General features: G+C 46.7%; 12 protein-coding genes and 1 pseudogene. All 13 read left to right on the top strand.

From position 1 onward, the window contains the following. The first annotated feature begins 13 nt into the window (after positions 1–13). Entirely contained in the window at positions 14–2,437 is a 2,424-nt protein-coding gene (locus C8N47_RS16475) for a glycoside hydrolase family 2 TIM barrel-domain containing protein (protein ID WP_107823672.1), read from the top strand. Positions 2,438–2,529: 92 nt separating this feature from the next. Continuing rightward, positions 2,530–5,505 carry a glycoside hydrolase family 2 protein gene (locus C8N47_RS16470; RefSeq protein ID WP_107823691.1) on the top strand — a complete coding sequence of 992 codons (2,976 nt, stop codon included), beginning with the start codon at positions 2,530–2,532 and terminating at the stop codon, positions 5,503–5,505. Positions 5,506–5,611: 106 nt separating this feature from the next. After that, positions 5,612–6,319, top strand: coding sequence for a glycoside hydrolase family 88 protein (locus C8N47_RS18880; RefSeq protein WP_211316187.1), 708 nt, complete (start codon positions 5,612–5,614; stop codon positions 6,317–6,319). Positions 6,320–6,391: 72 nt separating this feature from the next. Continuing rightward, positions 6,392–6,817, top strand: a complete 426-nt coding sequence (locus tag C8N47_RS18875) for a hypothetical protein (protein ID WP_245915737.1) — start codon at positions 6,392–6,394, stop codon at positions 6,815–6,817. After that, a complete protein-coding gene (locus tag C8N47_RS16460; protein ID WP_107823671.1) occupies positions 6,807–8,027 on the top strand; it encodes a DUF2264 domain-containing protein in 1,221 nt (406 codons plus the stop codon). Before C8N47_RS18875 ends, C8N47_RS16460 begins: the two co-directional genes overlap by 11 nt. Before the next feature lie 164 nt (positions 8,028–8,191). Beyond that, complete coding sequence (locus C8N47_RS16455; RefSeq protein ID WP_107823690.1) at positions 8,192–10,402, top strand: glycosyl hydrolase 115 family protein; 2,211 nt, start codon at positions 8,192–8,194, stop codon at positions 10,400–10,402. A gap of 410 nt (positions 10,403–10,812) precedes the next feature. Next, positions 10,813–11,652 (top strand): alpha/beta hydrolase, encoded by an 840-nt coding sequence (locus C8N47_RS16450; protein ID WP_107823670.1) that lies wholly within the window; start codon positions 10,813–10,815, stop codon positions 11,650–11,652. Positions 11,653–11,852: 200 nt separating this feature from the next. Continuing rightward, positions 11,853–13,232 carry a glycoside hydrolase family 43 protein gene (locus C8N47_RS16445; protein WP_107823669.1) on the top strand — a complete coding sequence of 460 codons (1,380 nt, stop codon included), beginning with the start codon at positions 11,853–11,855 and terminating at the stop codon, positions 13,230–13,232. A 69-nt stretch (positions 13,233–13,301) separates the two neighbouring features. Next, a complete protein-coding gene (locus C8N47_RS16440; protein ID WP_107823668.1) occupies positions 13,302–13,868 on the top strand; it encodes a DUF3237 family protein in 567 nt (188 codons plus the stop codon). Between the two features lie 55 nt (positions 13,869–13,923). Beyond that, the gene (locus tag C8N47_RS16435) at positions 13,924–15,519 is read left to right on the top strand and encodes a glycoside hydrolase family 43 protein (protein ID WP_107823667.1); all 1,596 of its coding nucleotides are present in this window, start codon (positions 13,924–13,926) and stop codon (positions 15,517–15,519) included. Positions 15,520–15,539: 20 nt separating this feature from the next. Further along, positions 15,540–17,105 (top strand): carboxylesterase/lipase family protein, encoded by a 1,566-nt coding sequence (locus tag C8N47_RS16430; protein ID WP_107823666.1) that lies wholly within the window; start codon positions 15,540–15,542, stop codon positions 17,103–17,105. A 23-nt stretch (positions 17,106–17,128) separates the two neighbouring features. Then, the gene (locus C8N47_RS16425) at positions 17,129–19,078 is read left to right on the top strand and encodes a glycoside hydrolase family 97 protein (protein ID WP_107823665.1); all 1,950 of its coding nucleotides are present in this window, start codon (positions 17,129–17,131) and stop codon (positions 19,076–19,078) included. Positions 19,079–19,325: 247 nt separating this feature from the next. Further along, a pseudogene (locus C8N47_RS18940) lies at positions 19,326–19,555 on the top strand (family 43 glycosylhydrolase); the annotation flags it as partial.

The raw sequence follows: 19,555 nt of genomic DNA, 5'->3' as shown, positions 1-19,555 counted from the left end.
AAAAGAAAATACAATGAGACTACTCAACTTACTACTATTTTTTGGTCTGGTGCTGTCTGCCTGTAATCATCAGGCAGATGGTCCGGACCGTAAAATACTATTCGATGCCGATTGGCATTTTCACAGAGGTGCGATTGAAAACGGAGAAAACCCGGAACTGGATCACGCTGACTGGAGGGTGGTGGACTTGCCCCACGACTGGTCGGTTGAACCGCTTGCGGAGCAAATACCTGATTCTGTTGTAGGTCCTTTCAGTAAAGCCAGTGTTGGTGGTTTTGCAACCGGTCAAACCGTAGGCGGCGAGGGCTGGTACCGCAAAACCTTTGTGGTTGCTCCTGAAGATGCGGAGAAGAGACATGAGCTCTATTTTGAAGGCGTGTATAACCAATCGGAAGTGTGGGTAAACGGGAAAAAAGCCTACACGAATGTTTACGGTTACAGCTCTTTTCGTTTCGACATCACGTCGTTTTGCAAACCGGTTGGCGAGACGAATGTCATTGCGGTGAAAGTCGTGAATGAAGGCCAGAACTCCCGTTGGTATTCAGGTTCTGGTATTTACCGCCATCTGTGGCTGCTGAAAACACCTAAAACTTATCTCGAAGATTGGGGGACTTTTATCGCCACAGCAAACATCGAAGATAACAAGGCTTACATTTCGGTTTCTGCAACCGTAATTAATGGAGATGGAAATTACGATCTAAGTGTTCGTCTTTTGGCTCCTGATGGTCGTGAAGTGATTCAGTCTGGAAAAAACATCCGCATCGAAAATGCACCAAAGCGGGAGGCGAGTTTTAAACTGGAGGTGAACAGCCCATTGCTTTGGTCGCCCGAAACGCCCCATCTGTACGAGGCTCGGATCATATTGAGCCAATCGGGGAAGGAGATGGATCGTCTATCGGTTTCTTTTGGCATCCGCACCATTCAGTTTTCGGTAGAGAAAGGCTTCGAGTTGAACGGACAACCGCTTTTGCTGAAAGGGGGCTGTGTCCATCATGATAACGGATTGTTGGGGGCTGCTGCTTTCGACGATGCCGAGGAACGGAAAATCAGGTTGCTGAAAGAAAATGGCTATAATGCTGTTCGGGTGGCTCACAACCCGATGTCGGAGAGTTTTATGAATGCCTGCGACAGGCTGGGGATGTTGGTTATAGATGAAGCTTTTGACCAGTGGAACGGAGGGAAAAACCCCGATGATTATCATAACTATTTCAAAGAATGGAGTGCCAGGGATATCAAAGCGTTGGTGCTACGCGACCGCAACCATCCCTCCGTCATTCTTTGGAGCATCGGGAACGAAATTCGGGAACGCATCACCGAGGAAGGAAAAGAAACCGCCGGGTATCTGAAGAACGAAATTTTAAAATACGACAGTACCCGTTTGATTACTGCCGGTGTCAACAAACATTGGAATAAAGACCGCACAGCGATGCTGCCGCTGGATAACGCGATGTATCATTTGGATGTCTTGGGCTACAACTACATCTGGCGATTCTATGAGGAAGAGCACAGGAAATACCCGGATCGCGTGATTATTGGCACCGAAAGTGTCGCCACCGAGGCATCTGAAAACTGGGACAAAGTGGAGGCGCTGCCCTATGTGGTTGGCGATTTTGTTTGGACAGCGATGGACTACCTTGGCGAATCGGGCCTGGGAAGCACAGTAGAAGTATCGCCACAGGAAAATGTGCACCAGTTTATGGGTTGGCCTTGGTTCAATGGCTGGTGCGGCGATTTGGATTTGATCGGCACCAAGAAACCGCAGTCGTACTATCGGGATATTTTGTGGCGCGAAACGCAAATTACGATGGCCGTTGAAATGCCTGTGGCAGAAGGTAAAATTCGCAAAGTCAGTTTCTGGGGCTGGCCCGATGAAGCACTGTCCTGGACCTTTCCCGGCATGGAAGGCAAAACCGTAAAAGTGAATGTTTACACCCGCGAGCCCAACGTAAAGCTTTACCTCAATGGCGAGCTTATTGGCGAGCAGGCGACCGACGAAAAATACAAGGCCACTTTCGAAGTATCCTATCAACCCGGAAAACTGGAAGCAGTTGCTGTTGACAATAGTCAGCATGTGGCGACAGCCGCTTTGGAAACCACCGGCGAACCCGTGGCGCTTCGGTTGACATCAGACCGTACAACACTGGAAGCTGATGGTCAGCAGCTGGCTTACGTTCTTATTGAATTGGTTGACGGCAACGGAAATGTTGTGGTGAACAACGACCGCAAGCTTAAACTCAGTTGTAATGGTGCCGGGCGTATGATCGCTTCAGGGAATGCTTCACCAATGGATATGGCAAGCTTTGGTTCGCTGGAACCATCTCTTTTTATGGGTAGGGCAATGGCTATTCTGCGAGCTCCGAAAAAACCAGGGGAAATCAAGTTGATGGTCGATGCTGAAAATATGGGGACATCGACATTAATCCTTCAATCAAAATAATCGACATAAACTAACTGATACGTTCGATGCGAATGATTCTGAGGTTGATTCGCGATTCGAGGGTATTGACAAAGAAAATAAACGAACAAGATATGAAACGAATACAAACGATATACCTGCTGATATTTTTGTTGTTAACGCCAGTATTTCTGAATGCTGCAAACAGAACGAAATACAATTTTAACCCGGAATGGTTGTTAAAAGTTGGAGATTTTAAAGGAGCAGAGGCAGTCAATTATCCGGATGGCGATTGGAAAAAAGTAACGCTGCCGCACGCTTGGAATGAGGATGAAGCTTTCAAGGTTAATATTCGAAATATGACCGACACCGTTTCGTGGTATCGTAAACATTTTAAATTGCCCGTCACAGCCAAAGGGAAAAAAGTATTTGTCGAGTTCGAAGGCGTTCGTCAAGCTGCCGATATTTACTTGAACGGTAAACATATCGGCTTGCACGAAAACGGCGTGATGGCTTTCGGAATCGACCTGACACCGTATGTGAATTTCGGGGGTGAAAACGTCATTGCCGTGCGCACCGATAGCAACTGGCGCTACAAAGAACGGGCTACCGGAAGCCTTTTTCAGTGGAACGACATCAACTTTAACGCCAACTACGGTGGTATTCCTAAAAACGTGTGGTTACACGTGACCGACAGAGTGTATCAAACATTGCCGCTGTACAGCAATTTGCAGACGACCGGCGTTTATGTATATGCAACCGATATTCAGGTTCAAAGTCGAAAAGCAGTTGTGAATGCTGAATCGGAAATCCGAAACGAGTACAAAAAGCCCGTGGAAGTTGGCTACCAGGTAGAAGTTTTAGATTACGAAGGAAAACAAATTGGTCTTTTTAATGGAGAAAAGGTGACCATTAAGCCAGGAGAAACAACGACAGTGAAAGCATCGAAAGAACTTGGCGGACTCCATTTCTGGAGTTGGGGATATGGCTATTTGTATCAGGTAAAAACCAGACTTGTTGTTGATGGTGAAATTGTTGATGAAGTAATTACGCGAACCGGTTTCCGGAAAACACATTTCGGCAAAGGTAAAGTATGGCTGAACGACCGCGTGCTGCAGATGAAAGGATATGCACAACGCTCCAGTAACGAATGGCCCGGAGTGGGCATGTCGGTTCCGGCATGGATGAGCGACTACTCGAACCAGGTGATGCTTGAACACAATGCTAACTTCTACCGCTGGATGCACGTTACGCCCTGGAAACAGGATGTGGAATCATGCGATAGAACCGGTGTTATTCAGATGATGCCGGCGGGTGATGCAGAACGGGATGCGAATGGTCGCCGATGGGAACAACGTAAAGAATTAATGCGCGATGCCATTATCTACATGCGCAATAATCCGAGTGTCATTTTTTATGAGTCAGGAAATGAATCCATCAGCCGGGAGCACATGCTTGAGATGATTGCTGTTCGGGATAAATATGATCCTCACGGCGGACGGGCAATCGGTTCGCGTGAGATGTTGGACATTCGGGAGGCAGAATACGGAGGCGAAATGCTTTACATCAACAAAAGCGAACACCACCCGATGATACAGACCGAATATTGCCGCGACGAAGGTTTGCGCAAATATTGGGACGAATATAGCTATCCATTCCATAAAGAGGGAGCTGGACCATTGCACAAAGGACAGGATGCCAGTTCTTATAACCACAATCAGGATCAATTGGCGGTGGAGTTTGTTCGCCGTTGGTACGACTACTGGCGCGAACGCCCGGGAACCGGGAGACGGGTTAACTCCGGAGGCGCACAGATTGTTTTTTCAGACACCCAAACCTACGGGAGAGGTGAAGAGAATTATCGCCGCAGCGGCGTGGTTGATCCGTTGAGAATACCCAAAGATGGTTTTTATGCACACCAGGTGATGTGGGACGGATGGGTCGATGTGGAAAAGGACCGTACATACATCATCGGTCATTGGAATTATACGCCCGAGGTTGTAAAGCCAGTGTATGTTGTTTCGACAGGCGATAAAGTAGAGTTGTTTGTCAATGGACGGTCGAAAGGTTTTGGTAAACAGGATTACCGTTTCTTGTTCACCTTTGATTCGATACAGTGGGAGAAAGGAAAAATTGAAGCTGTGGCTTATGATAAGACAGGAAAAGAAGAGAGTCGGTATGCTATCAGTACTGTTGGAGAACCAAATCGATTGAAACTAACCTTGATGCACGGGCCTAAAGGTGTTTATGCCGATGGAGCAGATATAGCGATGGTACAGGTTGAGGTCGTTGATAAAGACGGAAACAGATGTCCGTTGGCCAACGATATGATTAGCTTTGATTTACAAGGTCCTGCCGAGTGGCGTGGCGGAATTGCTCAGGCTGAAGATAACTTTGTTTTGGCCAAAGAGTTACCCGTAGAGTGCGGCGTGACAAGAGTAATAATTCGCTCCGGGGTGCAGGCAGGGAACGTAACTTTAAACGCAACAGCGAAAGGACTTGGAAGTGAATCCGTATCGTTCTCAACGATTCCGGTTGAAGTGCATGATGGTTTGACCACGTTCAACCAGGCTGACGAGCTACCGAGTCTGTTCGAGCGTGGTGAGACACCGTCTTCGCCTTCGTATGTCGATCGAAAGATTGACGTGAGAGTTAAAGATGCCATTGCTGGGATAGACAGTGAACATGCGAACGCCAGCTATGACGACAATGAATTAAGCGAGTGGAAAAATGACGGGCACCTTAGTACGGCATGGATTACCTATCAACTGGAAAGATATGCCGAAATCGACGATATCTGCATTAAGTTGACAGGATGGCGTCGTCGTTCATATCCTATTGAGGTTTATGCCGGAGATGTGTTGGTTTGGAGTGGTAAAACAGACCGAAGCCTGGGATATGTCCATCTTTCGGTGAAACCGGTTAGAGCCAACACCATTACAATACGTCTGCAAGGAGCAACGCAAGATGCAGATGCCTTCGGTCAGATTACGGAAGTTGCTGCTGCTACAGCTGGAGAACTTGATCTTTACAAAGCCGAAGGCGGAGACAAAACAAACAACGAACTACGCATTGTCGAGATTGAATTCCTTGAAACGTTGAATGAATAGTATTCAATACAGGTGGTTCCTTTTTGGGGAGCAGCCTTCAGCTATATTGTGATTGGTTCTGAATATGAGCGATATGTATTCAATAATGATACGGATTGTAAAACGTATGAAGTGTAAAAAGACGATGATAGCCATCTGTGCGTTTCTGATGCCTCTGGCGTTTGTTTCTTGTGGCGGTGCCAAACAGGAGCCGATGGAACTTGTTATTGAAAGAGGTCTTGCCAATTCCAAACAACAAGCACTGCTGATGGCGAAAAGCCTGGAGGATAAAGATGGGGAACTGCCACGTACATTTGAAGATAGCATACTTAAAACCTGCAATTACCGGGCGTGGATTTCGGGATTTTTTCCTGGAACACTGTGGTATCTCTTTAGCGTAGATAGCGACAAGGAGTTGTTGAGCTATGCTCAAATGTATACTGAACGGGTTGAAGAAGCGAAACACGTTACCACCAACCATGACCTTGGGTTTATGTTGAATTGTAGTTTTGGGAATGGTTATCGCTTGACCGGAAACGAACAATATCTTGACGTGATGAAAACCGGAGCACAGTCATTGGCTTCTCGGTTCAATCCCAATATGCAGCTCATCAAGTCGTGGGAAACCAGTAAAAAATGGCAATACCCGGTAATTATTGACAATATGATGAACCTGGAATTTCTTTGCTTTATGGCCAAAGAAACAGGAGTTGTTAACTATCTGGACATCGCGAATCAACATGCGCAAAAGACACTCATCAACCACTTCCGACCTGATTACAGTTGTTATCACGTCGTCTCATACGATACAATTACGGGCATGCCCCATTTTTAGGGGACACATCAGGGATATGCCGATGAGTCTGCCTGGGCACGTGGGCAAGGATGGGCATTGTACGGTTATACGATGATGTATCGGGAAACGGGAAATCCGGCTTATCTGGAGCAAGCTGTTCGTGTTGCCTCTTTTATTATGAACCATCCCAATATGCCCAAAGACAAAGTGCCCTACTGGGACTTTAATGCTCCGGATATTCCCAACGCCAAAAGGGATGCCTCGGCTGCTGCCGTGATGGCTTCTGCTTTTGTTGAATTAAGTCAATTAGACAATACGGACAAATCAGAAAGTTATTTACGCTTTGCCGAAGAGCAGATTCGTTCTTTAACATCTCCTGAATACCTGGCAGAAGTTGGAACAAACGGAGGCTTTATTTTGAAGCACAGTGTGGGAAATCACAATAAGAATTCGGAGGTGGATGCACCGCTGACATACGCGGATTATTACTATGTAGAGGCGCTTTTACGCTTAAAGGAGGTGTATCATGAGAAATAGCGTTTTATATCTGTTCGTGCTTCTTGCGCTATTTCTTACTACATCATGTGAGGAAAAGCAAGAGTCAGACAGAGCTTATTGGATTGAAACCATGACGCGCATTGTTGATCCGGTTTTGAATAATCTCGCCGAAAATACACTGAAGAAGAACATGCCGTTTGAATCGCTTTCGGATGATACCTTACGCCAACAGGTAAGTTACCTCGAAGCGGTTGGCCGTTCACTCTGTGGGATAGCTCCCTGGCTGGAGCTGGGAGCTGATTCAACAACAGAGGGTAAGCTTCGGTCAAAGTACATCCGTCTGGTTACAAAAGGGATCTCGAATGCCGTTAATCCGGAGGCACCGGATTACCTGGTGTTTGATGACAGGCATAGCCAGGTGCTGGTTGATGCCGCTTTTTTAGCGCAAGCACTATTGAGGGCTCCCACCCAAATATGGGGCAAGCTTGATGCAACAACTCAACAACGGCTGATATCCGAATTGGAAAAGACCCGTTCTATTTCTCCCAAAGAAAGTAACTGGCTGTTGTTCGCATCGATGATCGAGGCTGCAATGCTGGAGTTTACCGGTGATTGCGATTCCACCCGATTGTATTACGGAATAAACCGTTTTTGCCATGAATGGTATAAAGGTGACGGATGGTATGGTGATGGAGCCCGGTTTCATTTTGATTACTACAACAGCCTTGTGATTCACCCCATGCTTACCGATGTGTTCGCGGTACTTGAAAAACACAAAATGGCAGGGGCTGAGCATCTGAAATCAGAACAGGAACGCTTTTCACGTTTTGCTGTGCAACAGGAACGATTGATATCTCCTGAAGGAACTTATCCGGTAGTAGGGAGATCAATCGTTTATCGATTTGGCGTTTTTCACGGATTGGCACAAGCTTCTTTGATGGAAATCTTGCCCCTGGAGTTACCTTACGGGCAGGTTCGGTCAGCGCTCACCGCCGTTATGCGCCGTCAATTTAATGCCGGTAATAATTTTGATGAAAATGGCTGGTTAAAAGTAGGTTTTACCGGAAGCCAGATCAACATGTCGGAACCATACATCAATACCGGAAGCCTTTATTTATGTACCGCCGTAATGTTACCATTGGGATTGCCGGAAAGTCATCCTTTTTGGTCGGAACCTGATCAGGAATGGACTAACCTGAAAGCATGGAATGGCATTGATGTTGGAAGAGATAAAGCCTATCGCAAATAAACAAAAAACAATGCTTATGATACTGAAAAGAAATCACGTTACTAATATTAATCGCCCTTGTTTATCCTTCGGGGAGTAGGGCAGATGTTGTTTTCAGAAGTGGAAAAACACAGGCAATTGTATTGAGTAGCAACGAAGAACAGGTTGTCAAAACCGCGTTTGAAATGTTTCAACATGACTACGCGACTGTTTTTAATGCTGATTTGCAGCTGTCGGCCGATGATGGGATCATCTACCTTGGCACAATCGGTTTCGGGGCAAAGGCAGAAACCTTTGTATCCGAGGACGATATTGCTCAACTTACTGCACACGAAGAGGCGTTTCTGATTCAGGTAATTGAAGATAAATTGATCGTACTGGGAAGCGACAAACGAGGAACAGCCTACGGAATGTTAGAACTGTCGCGAATGATCGGTGTTTCCCCATGGGTTTGGTGGGCCGATTCACCCGTGTCCGAAAAAGAATCATTTACCCTGAAAAATGGCTACCGGGATATTCAATACCCGTCGGTTGCCCGCCGAGGTATTTTCCTGAACGACGAAGATTGGGGGCTGATGCCCTGGAGCAGCCAAAATTATGAAGCGTCGGATGTTGACGGACAGATTGGTCCCAAAACCCATGCCCGCATCTTTGAACTATTGCTGCGTTTGCGCGCAAACACACTGTGGCCGGCCATGCACAAATGCTCAGAGGCTTTTTATCTGACACCTGGCAATAAAGAAATGGCCGATAAATACGGTATTTACATTGGTACATCACATTGCGAACCTATGGCATGCAATGCCAACTATGAATGGCGAAGAAGAGGTGAAGGCAAATATGATTATGTGAATAATCGCGAGAATGTATTAAAGTTTTGGGAAGAACGAGTATCGAGTCTTTCAAACTCCGATAACATTTACACCCTTGGCATCAGGGGCGAACATGATGGCCGTATGCAAGGCGCAAAATCCATTCGGGAGCAGCGTGATGCTATTGCTAAAATTTTTAAAGATCAACGGGATATGATTGCCAAATATGTGAATCCGGATGTAGAAAAGGTTTCGCAGGTTTTTATTCCCTACAAAGAGGTATTGTATGCTTACAACCTGGGGCTCGAAGTTCCTGAAGATGTAACCCTGATGTGGACGGATGACAATTACGGCTATATCCGTCATTACCCGGACAGTGCTGAAAGTGCCCGAAAAGGCGGCAATGGAGTGTATTATCACATCTCATACTGGGGACGTCCACACGACTATTTGTGGTTAGCCACCAATCACCCGGCGCAGCTTTATACACAAATGAAAATGGCCTGGGACAAGGGTGCCCGCGATATGTGGATTCTGAATGTTGGCGACATCAAACCGGCCGAGTACCTTACCGAGCTATTTATGGATATGGCCTGGAGTATCGATTCGATTCAAAATAACAAAGAAGGACTGGACAAGCATCTTTGGGACTGGTTAGCCCGCGAATTTGGTCGCGAAAATGCGGATGACCTGCTTCAGGTGATGAATGAATATTATCGCCTGGCTTACATTCGGAAACCGGAATTCATGGGGAATACCCGCACCGAAGAACGCGATCCCGGCTATAAAGTTGTTTCGGATTTGCCCTGGAGTAAGCAAGACATCGAAAACCGTATTCGTAACTATCAGCAGATTTCGGATCGGGTGAAACACTTGGCTGCGAACATCCCACTGGAAAAGCAAGCATCCTGGTTCGAACTTATAGAATATCCGGTACTGGCAGCAGCCGAAATGAACTTTAAACATTTGTATGGACAGTTAGCCCGCCACGGTCTGGCCGATTGGAGTAAGAGTGATGCAGCCTACGAAGAGATCGTTGCTCTCACTGAAAAGTATAACTCGCTGCTGGACGGCAAGTGGAATAAAATGATGGATGACCAACCAAGACGTTTGGCTGTATTTCAGCGTGTTATCCAAACGGTTGCCAATGAACCCTTGGCTGAGGAGTTGAAACCCTTGGCCGCCTTCAATGGAAACGATTATGCTTCTTTCACCGGAAGTCAACCAATCGCACACGGACTTGGCTATCAACGCGGCGCAATCCAGTTGGCGAAGGGGAGTAGTGTGATTTATAAATTTGAGTCACAAACTTCAGATTCTTTGGCTGTTGAGGTTAATTTAGCGCCGAATCATCCTGTCGCCGGAGACAAAATCAGATATGGGATAGCCATAGATGGAGAACCGGGCCAGGTCGTTGACTATACCACAAAAGGGCGCAGCGAGGAATGGAAACTAAATGTGCTGCGTAATCAAGCCATTCGTAATACGACGCACCTGCCGACATCATCATGGCAACATTCGATTAAAATAACGGCTTTGGACGAAGGGGTGTTTGTTGATCAGATTAAAATCAGGGAAAAATAACGTTTCAACGAATGAAGTAATAATTATACTTTTTGCCGTATCGATGGTAATCCTAAGCCAAGTTCAGATACGAAGCGAATTCATATTTGAATTGGTAAGTTCTCAATTCAGATTAACCTATACGACCCCAAAAGGTGACCATTCCGTTAAGCGGGGCTGCCATTTTTTGCGAGTAGTAAATGAGCAGAGTTAACCGTTCTTTTATAACAGAAGCTCGCCTTTTAAGCGTCTTTTGGCTGAATCCGCTGCTTCCAGCGACCTACGTCATTTTGTCTAAAATGATGGAAGTGCTTGATCATAGCACAATTCTTCCATCCGGTATCCCTAATCGTAAATTAAATATCCAAAACTGTAAGGCTCCCCTGGTTAATCGGCGTAATTTGGTCGTTGTAAAACTAAACTGATAACGAATGAAACGATTGCTTTTTGCGGCGTTTATGATCATCTCTTCGATTGTGAATGCTCAGGAATACACGGAGTCTGCCCCCCTGGGATTTGATGTAGCCCGACAGAATATCGCGCATGGAAAAATTGATACACTTGTTTATCATTCCGAAACGGTTGACACCAACCGGCGAGCATTAATTTATACGCCTCCCGGCTACTCCACCAACAATAAATATCCGGTTTTGTATCTGTTGCACGGCATTGGCGGCGACGAAAAGGAGTGGTTCACCCAGGGACAGCCGCAGGTTATTCTCGATAATCTTTATGCTGAAGGGAAGTTAATACCGATGATTGTAGTACTGCCCAATGGGCGGGCAATGAAAGATGATCGCGCAGCCGGAAATATAATGGCTCCGGATAAGGTGCAGGCTTTTGCGACCTTCGAAAAAGATTTGTTGAACGACCTGATTCCCTTTGTTGAATCAAATTACCCCGTGTTGACAGAACGTGAACACCGTGCTTTGGCCGGTTTATCGATGGGTGGTGGCCAGTCGCTGAACTTTGGGCTGGGAAACCTCGATAAATTTGCCTGGGTGGGTGGTTTTTCATCGGCTCCCAATACGAAATCGCCCGAGCTGCTTGTTCCTGAACCTGATCAAGCGAAGCAACAATTGAAACTACTGTGGCTCTCATGCGGCGATCAGGATGGCCTGATCAACTTCAGCAAACGGACGCATGAATACCTGGCGGCGAATGGGGTTCCGCATATTTATCAGGTCATTCCGGGAGGCTATCACGACTTTAAAGTTTGGAAAGACAATCTCTGGCAGTTTTCACAATTACTTTTTAAATCGGCCGATTGAGGTGCTGCGGGGTCGAAGGGCTGCAGTTGAAGGAGAGATATTTTGCACTTCGGCTTGTTCCTGATTTCGAGGCTTTGAAAATTAGTTTCCGGTAGAATTTTAGGATCTACGGCGAATGATGACGGCGGGGAAGGTCATTTTCCACGGCTTGCACGCTGGCGGTTATTGGTCGTGTTGTTTTAGCAAAAAGAGAAAACAGAATGAAAAATCGAATGTTCACTTTATTATTATTGGGGATTCTGATCGCATCGGTTATCGATGCAGAAGCTCAAAATCCCATCGTTCAAACGGCCTTTACCGCCGACCCGGCGCCCATGGTGTACAATGGCACGGTTTACTTGTATACTTCGCACGACGAAGATTCAACGGTGAACAACTTTTTCACCATGTACGACTGGCATTGCTATTCGTCGGACGACATGGTGAACTGGACCGACCACGGCGCTGTGGCTTCGCTCCGAAACTTCAGCTCGATGAACAAAGCCAACGGTGCCTGGGCTCCCCAATGTATTGAGCGTAACGGCAAGTTCTACTTGTATGTCCCGATTCATGGGGAAGGCATTTCGGTGTTGGTTTCCGATTCGCCAACCGGCCCGTTCCACGACCCGATTGGGAAACGACTGGTTGACAGCAAGCATATTTGGCAAGACATTGACCCAACAGTTGCCATTGACGACAACGGGCAAGCCTATTTGTATTGGGGAAACCCCGCTTTGTGGTATGTGAAGTTGAACGAGGATATGGTTTCGTACGACAAAAGCGTGGGCGACAATGGAGTTGTTTCAACCGAGATGACCGCCGAAGCCTTTGGCTCGAAATCGGCCCCCGACGGTAGCCCCGGAACCACTTACACCGAAGGGCCTTGGTTCTTTAAACGCAATAGCTTGTATTACCTGGTGTACGCTTCCGAAGGCGTTCCCGAGTACATTTCGTATTCAACTGCTCCAACGGCCGAGGGGCCTTGGACTTACCAGGGACATATCATGAAACGGGCTGATCAATTGGCATTTACCAACCATGCCGGAATCATCGACTTCAACGGAAATTCGTACATCTTCTATCACGACCAGAGTCTGTCGAAAGGACAGGGCTTTAAGCGCTCGGTAAGTGTGGAGCAATTCACCTACAAGGCCGATGGTCGCATTCCGCTCATCACTCCAACCAAAGAAGGTGTAATCAAAAGCGTCACTAATTTGAGTCCTTTCAAAAAGGTTGAAGCCGAAACAATTGCCTGGAGCGAAGGCCTCAAGACAGCCGGTAACAGTCAATCAGGTGTTTATGTAACCAACATTGACAATGGCGATTACCTGACGCTGCGCAGTGTCGATTTCGGAGAAGGCGCCAAAACGTTTGTGGCCCGCGTGGCTTCGGGGGCACAAGGTGGGCAAATTGAAATCCGAATGGACAATCCCAATGGCGAGCTGCTGGGCATCGTGAAGGTGAGCAATACGGGTGGTTGGCAAAACTGGTCAGCCGTGAAGGGCAAAGTCAAAGCAGTTGCCGGTATTCACGATCTCTGCCTGCTGTTCAAAGGAGCTGAAGGCGAGTTGTTCAATTTTGATTGGTGGAAATTTGAATAAGAAACCCTCGGAAATTGTCATCCCTGTGACTTTTAATGGGGATGTCGTTAATGATTAAAGGATTATAGTATGGTGGATATAACATTTCGCCCGGGCATGTTAAGAGCGTTTGTAATTCTCTTGCTTGTTTTCGTCGCGGGGAAAGTTTTTTCTCAGAATAAGGATCTGGAGAGTGAAAAAAGTATTTATCAGAATTTCAAGACCGAACTGACGTGGAAGGCAAAAGTGAAGGTTGGTACGATGCTCGTTGTTGGTGAAAGTAAACGGGGAATACGGCGTGTGGTTCCCGTTACCGGCGGCACGTTCAGTGGGCCCAAAATTAAGGGCGAAGTTCTACCGGGTGGTGACGATTGGCAGTTGGTTCGCCCCGATGGTGATACTGAGCTGGATGCACGCTATCTTCTCAAAACCGATGATGGATTTGTTATTCAAATCCGAAATCAGGCATTGATGCATACTTTGGTCAGTGAAGAAGGTGGCCTCGTTTATGTAAAGTCTGTTGTCGATGTCGAGGCTCCTGCCGGAAGCCCATACGACTACCTGAACCATTCCATATTTTTAGGAACACTCGAGATTCCCGTTTTAGAAGCGAGTGAAGACCCTTATGTGATTATTGGAGTGTATCGGGTTTTGTAATTAATGTTGCTAAGTTTGGTGTATTGGAAATTATTAAAGTTAAAACACGGAGTATATGAAATATTCTTTTTGGGTTGTTGCAGCGTTTCTGGTGTTGAACATTTCTTGTTCAATTCCCAGTCAGGCACAAGGTGCCACAAATCCGATTATTTATGCCGATGTCCCCGATTTATCGATGATCAGGGTCGGCGAAACCTACTATATGAGTAGCACGACGATGCACATGAATCCCGGCGTGCCGATTATGAAATCGAAAGATCTGGTAAACTGGCAATTGGTGAATTATGTCTATCCAACCCTGGCTGATGTTGACGCCACAAAGCTGGACAATCTGCAGAATGAGTATGGTCGGGGTTCGTGGGCCAGTTGTTTGAGGTACCAAAACGGCGTTTATTATGTTTCAACATTTTCAGGGACAACTCATAAAACGTACATTTATTCAACCAAGGACATTGAAAAGGGGCCATGGATGCTCACGACAATCGATGCGAGCCTGCATGATCATACGTTCTTTTTCGACGATGATGGGCGCGTGTTCATCATTTGGGGAAATGGCAAGTTAATGATTGCTGAGCTGGAAGCTGATTTTTCCGGATTAAGAGAAGGTTCCGAACGGGTCTTAATTGAGAATGCCAGTGCTCCTGCTGGTCCCAATATTGGTTTGGGAGCCGAAGGATCACAGCTTTTCAAAATTAACGGCAGCTATTACCTGTTTAATATTACATGGCCGCGTGGTGGTATGCGTACGGTTGTTGTTCATCGTGCGCAAAGTTTGGACGGTCCCTGGGAAGGCCGCATTGCACTTCAAGATAAAGGTGTTGCTCAGGGTGGTTTAATCGATACTCCCGATGGCCGATGGTTTTCATATTTATTTCGCGACAACGGAGCGGTTGGACGGATTCCGTACCTGGTTCCGGTGACCTGGGAAGATGGCTGGCCCCTGTTGGGGGTTGATGGAAAAGTTCCCGATGAACTGGATTTACCGGCAAGCAAAGGTTTGATTCCCGGAATTGTAAACTCCGATGAATTTACCCGCAAAAAGAATGATCCAGATCTGCCACTGGTTTGGCAGTGGAATCACAATCCGGTAAACGAACTATGGTCCGTTCGTGAGCGAAAAGGTTATTTGAGACTAAAAACAGGAAGGCTTGACGGCGATTTCCTACAAGCCCGAAATACGTTGACACAACGGACCATTGGCCCGGTTTGCTCCGGTTCAACATCTATTGATATATCAAATATGAAAGACGGTGATTTTGCCGGTCTGGCCTTGTTGCAGAAGAAGTACGGGCAGGTAGGCGTGAAGTCGGAAGATGGATTGAAATATTTGGTGATGGTTAGTGCCCAAACCGAAAGTCCTGTCGAAATTGAACGGATGCCTTTGACCCAACAAACCGTGTTCTTAAAAGCGGACTGCAATTTCATCGATCGCAAAGATATGGCCAATTTTTATTACAGCCTCGATGGGAAGAACTGGACGAAGATCGGTGAACAGTTGAAAATGGAATATACCCTGCCGCACTTTATGGGCTATCGCTTTGGGCTGTTCAATTATTCAACGAAAAATCCAGGAGGCTTTGTCGATTTTGACTATTTCCACATGAGCGATCAGCTTGTTAATGAAGACAATAACGATTCAAACAACGAATAAAAACAAAAAGCACCTAAAATATGAAACAAATAACTTACTTCGGCACTTTGTTGCTGTTGTTCTCGATGACTTTTTGTACCCCTAAAGAACAGACAATTGTCGAGGTAGAAGGAGGAACGATTCAGGGAACCCGGGAAGACAGCTTGCTCGTTTTCAAAGGCATTCCCTTTGCAGCGCCTCCCATCGGTGATCTTCGCTGGAAGGCTCCGCAGCCTGTTCAAAATTGGGAGGGAATAAAACAAACAACCGAATTTGCTTCCGCGCCAATGCAGGCCGGCAACCCACCATCGGGGAAAAGTGAAGATTGTCTATACCTGAATATTTGGACGCCTGCAAAATCAACCACTGAAAAGCTTCCCGTACTGGCTTGGATTTATGGCGGGGGATTCAGCTTTGGCTCAACTTCCGAGCCGGTTTACAACGGGGCTAAGCTGGCAAAAAAAGGCGTTGTTTTAGTGAGTATTGCGTATCGCGTTGGTCAGCTTGGGTTTTTAGCTCATCCGGAGCTGAGTGCGGAAAGTCCGGAGCACGTTTCCGGTAATTATGGGCTGCTCGACCAGATTGCCGGGCTGAAGTGGGTACAAAACAATATCGGTCAGTTTGGCGGTGATCCGCAGAGAGTAACCATCTTCGGTGAGTCGGCTGGTGGAATTTCGGTGAGCATGTTATGTGCATCACCTTTGGCAAAAGGCTTGTTTGCCGGGGCAATTTCACAGAGCGGTGGTTCATTTGGTCCAACCCGCCCAACCACATATCCGGGCGAGAATATGAAGACTTTGAGACAGGCAGAGCTCGACGGTGAAGTATATGCACAACAACACGGAGCGTCGTCGATTGAGGAGCTGCGAAAACTGGATGCAGACCAACTGATTCCTGCAGGATGGACGATGCCGGGTGGCTGGCCAATTGTAGATGGATATGTTATTCCTGATGACCAGCATAAATTGTATGAAGCCGGTAAATATAATGATGTGCCTGTCTTGATTGGCTATAATTCTGACGAAGGGGCCAGTTTCTCAAGGGAAAGAACACCAGCGGAGTACATTTCAGGGGTTAAAAGGCGGTACGGCAAATTTGCCGATTCGTTAATTGCTGCTTATCCGGTTGGAGAAAGCTCAGTGCCGAAAACTGCACGCGACTTAATGCGGGATGCTGCTTTCGGTTGGCATACCTGGAGTTGGGCACGTCTTCAAGCAGAAACCGGAAAGTCGAAGGTTTTCTATTACTATTTCGATCAGCATCCCGATTACCCGGAAGATTCGCCGATGTTTGGTTATGGTTCTCCTCACGGGCAGGATGTGGTTTACGTTTTCCAGCATCTCGATCCTTCGAACCCGCAAACTTCGGAGTCTGATTTGGAAATCTCGGAGGCCATGGGGACCTACTGGACAAACTTCGCCAAATACGGCGATCCAAATGGCGAAGGTGTCCCGGAATGGCCAGCCTTCAGTGCCGAAAACCCGCAGCTGATGTACCTGGGGCCGACGCCACATATAGGGCCGGTTCCAAGTTCGGAGTCATTAAAAGTTCTAGATCGTTATTTCAGCTGGCGCAGAACTCCGGAAGGTGCCGATTGGGCTGAATAACTCATGATAAAATACGATTCAAAATGAAAAACCTAATCTTAATACTTTTTTTTACAGTCTTCATCGTGGTGGTGGCCAAAGCCGAAAAGCAAGAAGTTATCAGCCCCGATGGAAATTTGATAGTGCATGTCTTCTGTGACGGTGGAGAACCGGCCTACAGCATTTCGTTAAACGGGCAAAGCTTTCTGGAATCATCACCGCTTGGAATGAGAACCAATGTGGGCGATTTTTCAACCCATATCACTTTACTTGATGATGTCAAGCGAAGCGAAATTAGCGGAGCCTATGAACTCCCGAATATCAAAACAAGCACCGTTCATTATAAGGCTAACGAGGCCGTGTTTTCGTTTCAGAAAGATGGAAAGCCTGCTTTCGATGTTGTTTTCAGGGTGGGGAATAATGATGTGGCTTTCAAATACAAAATATATCCGCAGAAAGACAGACTTGCTTGCGTTGTTAATGAAGAGGCAACAGGTTTTGCATTTCCCGAAGGAACGACTACTTTTTTGTGCCCACAGAGTGCCCCGATGGTCGGTTATGCCCGAACCAAGCCAAGTTACGAAGAGCCTTACCAGCTGGATGGGGCTATCGGGCAAAACGGCCATGGAAATGGCTACACCTTTCCCTGTTTGTTTAAAGTGAATGAAAACGGTTGGGTATTAATTTCAGAAACAGGCGTTGACAGCCGCTATTGCGCAAGCCGTTTGATAGGGCATGATGGCGGATTGTATACTGTTGGGTTTCCGCAGCAAGGCGAAAATAACGGTATCGGAACAGCGGAGCCGGGTATCGAACTTCCGGGCGAAACGCCTTGGCGGACAATTACCCTTGGCGAAACCTTAGCTCCGATTGTGGAAACAACGATCCCCTTCGATGTTGTGAATCCGAAATATGAGCCATCCCAACAATATCAATACACGAAAGGGGCGTGGAGTTGGATTATCAAAATGGATAATAACACGACCTTCCCTGTTCAAAAAGAATACATCGACTTTAGTGCAGCCATGGGCTGGAACACCATCTTGATTGATGCGCTTTGGGATACCCAAATTGGTCGCGATAAAATAGCAGAATTGGCTGAATACGGCACAACAAAAGGTGTTGGCTTGTATTTGTGGTACAATTCGAATGGCTACTGGAACGATGCGCCGCAGGGACCACGCGGACTGATGAACAGAGCAAATGTCCGTCGTCAGGAAATGGCCTGGATGAAAAGCATAGGCATAAAAGGGATTAAAGTGGATTTCTTTGGCGGCGATAAACAGGAAACCATGAAGCTGTATGAAGATATTTTGACCGATGCCAACGATTTTGGGATTATGGTTATTTTTCACGGTTGCACCTTGCCTCGCGGATGGGAGCGCATGTATCCAAATTATGCGTCGAGCGAAGCGGTGCTGGCAAGTGAGAACCTTCACTTTGGTCAGGGAAGCTGCGATCAGGAAGCCTTTAATGCTTGTATTCACCCTTTTATTCGGAATACCGTCGGTAGTATGGATTTTGGAGGAAGCGCCCTGAATGAGTTTTACAACGCCGACAATACACCTAATAAGGGAAGCCGGCGGGTAACTTCGGATGTGTATGCGCTGGCAACGGCTGTGTTATTTCAGAGTGCAGTGCAACATTTTGCATTAGCGCCAAACAATTTGACCGATGCTCCGGCCTGGGCGATCGATTTTATGAAACAAGTTCCCACAACCTGGGACGAAGTAAAATATATTGATGGCTACCCGGGCAAATACGTGTTGTTGGCACGTCGGCACGGTAACAAATGGTATATTGCTGGTATTAATGCTCAACCTGAAGCACTGAGATTAAAGGTTCAGCTTCCGATGCTGGAGAAAGGAGAGATGTTGACTCTATTCGCTGACGATGCAAATTTACAGGGGAGCGTTTCTACCGTTCAATTGAATAAAAAGCAGGAGCTGGAATTCGTAATCCCCAGTAACGGCGGGATGGTCGTCGTCAACTGAATCCGAGAATAGATTTGCATCGGATTTGACAAAGTCGGTTGGATTTTTGTCTGAAACCGCTTGATATTCCCGAAATATCCCGAATTGAAAATCCTGTGTCTGCAATTGAAACACGGAATGCGTTTATTGGGCTAATTTTAAAGGCAAGTTTGACGTCCCGTCCTCCAAATTTAACCGGAATAGCAAAAGCGGTTTTACGGTAGCCGGGGTCAGCTTTTGTTTTTAATTTTATTCTAACCTAAACAAAATGAAAGTTAAAAGTAAATTGCTTCTGCATTTTTTTGCATTGCTTGTTTCGTCAATCGTTTTGTCGCCCCGTGTAAACGCCCAAAAGTTATACAGCGACAATGGCGACGGCACTTACACCAATCCGGTTATTCCCGCCGATTTTCCCGATCCCGATGTCATTCGGGTTGATGATACCTACTACATGGTCAGCACCACCATGTGGGTGTTTCCCGGAGTAACCGTGCTGCA

This window comes from Mangrovibacterium marinum (genome assembly GCF_003046625.1).
GTDB classification, from domain to species: domain Bacteria; phylum Bacteroidota; class Bacteroidia; order Bacteroidales; family Prolixibacteraceae; genus Mangrovibacterium; species Mangrovibacterium marinum.
The sequence above is the reverse complement of the archived record's forward strand: the minus strand, read 5'-3'. Positions and strand labels throughout refer to the sequence as shown.

Bases quoted from the DNA above. Each gene is read 5' to 3' on its own strand.
- C8N47_RS16475 (WP_107823672.1), top strand. From the start codon at position 14: ATGAGACTACTCAACTTACTACTATTTTTTGGTCTGGTGCTGTCTGCC.
- C8N47_RS16470 (WP_107823691.1), top strand. From the start codon at position 2,530: ATGAAACGAATACAAACGATATACCTGCTGATATTTTTGTTGTTAACG.
- C8N47_RS18880 (WP_211316187.1), top strand. From the start codon at position 5,612: ATGAAGTGTAAAAAGACGATGATAGCCATCTGTGCGTTTCTGATGCCT.
- C8N47_RS18875 (WP_245915737.1), top strand. From the start codon at position 6,392: ATGATGTATCGGGAAACGGGAAATCCGGCTTATCTGGAGCAAGCTGTT.
- C8N47_RS16460 (WP_107823671.1), top strand. From the start codon at position 6,807: ATGAGAAATAGCGTTTTATATCTGTTCGTGCTTCTTGCGCTATTTCTT.
- C8N47_RS16455 (WP_107823690.1), top strand. From the start codon at position 8,192: ATGTTTCAACATGACTACGCGACTGTTTTTAATGCTGATTTGCAGCTG.
- C8N47_RS16450 (WP_107823670.1), top strand. From the start codon at position 10,813: ATGAAACGATTGCTTTTTGCGGCGTTTATGATCATCTCTTCGATTGTG.
- C8N47_RS16445 (WP_107823669.1), top strand. From the start codon at position 11,853: ATGAAAAATCGAATGTTCACTTTATTATTATTGGGGATTCTGATCGCA.
- C8N47_RS16440 (WP_107823668.1), top strand. From the start codon at position 13,302: ATGGTGGATATAACATTTCGCCCGGGCATGTTAAGAGCGTTTGTAATT.
- C8N47_RS16435 (WP_107823667.1), top strand. From the start codon at position 13,924: ATGAAATATTCTTTTTGGGTTGTTGCAGCGTTTCTGGTGTTGAACATT.
- C8N47_RS16430 (WP_107823666.1), top strand. From the start codon at position 15,540: ATGAAACAAATAACTTACTTCGGCACTTTGTTGCTGTTGTTCTCGATG.
- C8N47_RS16425 (WP_107823665.1), top strand. From the start codon at position 17,129: ATGAAAAACCTAATCTTAATACTTTTTTTTACAGTCTTCATCGTGGTG.